Below are 1,878 nucleotides of genomic sequence, written 5' to 3' on the forward strand. Positions count from 1 at the left end.
CCTTTGCCTTTTGAGCGTCGGCATCGTAGACAACTATAGTATCTTCACCTGGATCAGTTGGAATGAAGCCATCTGGACCTACAGGTACACCATTAATCTTTGGTGTATATCCTTCGTATTGAGGAATAACAACCTTTCCGGCTTTAGTCGGGTCATTAGGATCATTAGGATATTGGGTTGGTGTGTTCCCCTTAAATGGATTATTATCCTCATCAACAAGGACAGTATTCCCTAACTTTTTATATACATACCTAATATCAGTTGTCTGTGGAACGTAAATACTTCTCAAATAGATATTGCCCACGCCTGAATATATGTCACTATCTCCAGGTTTAATAATGATCGGCAAGTTGACAGGAGTTCTGTTGCCTTGTCGGTCTTCACGATACATCTGAACAGACATATCACCGGCATTGTTGATTTGCGTAAATTCGGCAATGTAGCCATCGTGCCAATTCTTTTCATACTTGCTGCCAATCTTACCATAAGGTGACATTGTTCCCTGAGCATTAGACGGCGCTATAGCATAATAACCATCGATGACTTTCGTATCAGTAGTTGTATACTTTTGGCCGTCTAAGCCTCGCTGGACAACCGATTCGATCTTTTCCCCGTTGTTATCAATGATGTCATTACCATCTTCATCTTGATATGAGGTTACTTGAGTATTCAGCCGCGGCACAATAAAACTGATCGCATTATATGGATAATCACTCTTGCCACCTGAAACCTCATATTTTAGTACCAATTTTTGTAAGCCGCCTCTAACCAGTCCGGCGTATTCGTCGTTAAAGTATGTGACTCCCGTCCATTTGGACGTGCGGTTTTGATTTTTATCCAAATCAAATGAATTGAGGACGGTGTTGCGCCGATCCAATTCAAAGACGTGAATTTGGCCATTCCCATTCCTATTAGTTGAAATTACAGTTTGGTAGCCATTACCTGTCTGGCCAACCCAGAGGAATGAATAATGTTCCGGATTTGGATCGCGATACATTTCACTGGGATATTCTGGATCCGTTACTGAAAAGCCAGGAACGGCTGTAGTGTCTGCATTTGCTTTCGCCAACTTCGTTTTATTCTCACTGATAGAGTCAGCCAGACTTGACATAACCATCTTCTTGGTGACCGTTGCCACAGTAGACGTCTTAAAGGCTTGGCTTACGTCAAGGGTAGTTGATTCGTTCTTGGCGCCTTCCGTCGCAGCATCAGAGCTGTTTGCTTCAGGATTTGCCGAATCCTTCTTTGCTTTAGTAGTGGCGTCAATGGCTGCACCGGCATTTGCAGAACTATTCGTTTGACCTTCAGTCGCTGCAGCAGAAGCTTGACCAGCAGTTTGTTCAGCAGTTGAAGCTTGTTCTTCCGCTGACGCTGGGGCTGAAACTTGAGCTTGCGGAGCAGTTTGCTGACTTTGAGCAGCAGGTTCTTGCTTTGCCACGTCAGCTTGTGCATCGTTTGCAGTTGTCGTTTGCGCTTCAGCATTGGCGCTGTCGCCTTCTTGTGCTTGCTTGTTTTCAGCCTGATTTACATCAGCCACTGCTGCTTGAGCTTCCCCGTCCTGCTTTTCAGCACTTGCTACGGAAGCTTGGCTAGTTGACTCGGCAGTCTGAGCTTGCGTTTGATCCTTATGCGTCTCTGATGGATCTAACTTATCCTCAACTTTTCCGGCAACAGTTGTGTCGTTAATCGTATCAGCATGCGCTACAGAGCCATTAGCACCCATCCACAACGTGGTTGAAAGCAGAACTGACGCTACACCAACGGACAGCTTTCTCAAGCTGTAGTGTGGTGTTTGATCAGCACTGTCAACGAACATCTTACTTTTCTTTCTTAGCATCATTGCTTGTAACTTTCCTTTCTAAAACATAACTGATTTAA

The 1,878-nt window shown here is 44.5% G+C and carries 1 protein-coding gene; it reads right to left on the reverse strand.

The genetic code is table 11. The annotated features are described in order from the left end of the window. The coding region (locus HMPREF3168_RS08225) for a YSIRK-type signal peptide-containing protein (RefSeq protein WP_148129888.1) at positions 1 to 1,840 on the reverse strand (1,840 nt) is incomplete at its 3' end. Positions 1,841 to 1,878: the final 38 nt, after the last annotated feature.

Source organism: Lactobacillus sp. HMSC08B12 (genome assembly GCF_001808415.1).
Lineage (GTDB): Bacteria > Bacillota > Bacilli > Lactobacillales > Lactobacillaceae > Lactobacillus > Lactobacillus delbrueckii.